This window comes from Flavobacterium zubiriense, from assembly GCF_041729725.1.
Lineage (GTDB): Bacteria > Bacteroidota > Bacteroidia > Flavobacteriales > Flavobacteriaceae > Flavobacterium > Flavobacterium zubiriense.
Map to the genome: position 1 here is coordinate 1 of NZ_JBCFQL010000036.1, position 396 is coordinate 396.

Here is a 396-nt window from a genome sequence, read left to right on the forward strand (position 1 = left end):
CTAGGATTTTGATCCAATTCTGTAGTTGTACAAGTAGTACACTCAGGATTTACTGGACAAGTCGTACAAGGCGTAGGATCCGTAGAAGTTGCCGTTACCGGATTGTCTTTCGGGTCTTTCGCTGTAGCTGTAGCCAAGTTGTATACAATTCCTGCATTGATATCCTCTAAAGTGATGGTATGAATAGCAGTAAAAGTAGTTGTATCCGAAGCTCCAGGAGCAAGAGTTGCAATAGGTCCACCTGTTACAGTAGCGTTATTATCGGTAACTGTTACGTTTGTCAAAGTTACATTACCTGTGTTTTTCACTACAAAGGCATAGGTAATTTGATCCCCAACATTAGTTTTACCATCATTATTAGTATCTACATAAGTACCATCTTTAGTGATTGCAATA

The 396-nt window shown here is 39.1% G+C and carries 1 protein-coding gene; it reads right to left on the minus strand.

What is annotated here, in order from left to right; translation table 11 throughout:
• A partial coding sequence (locus AAGV28_RS15425) for a DUF7507 domain-containing protein (protein WP_461782283.1) occupies positions 1 to 396 on the minus strand: 396 nt, incomplete at both ends.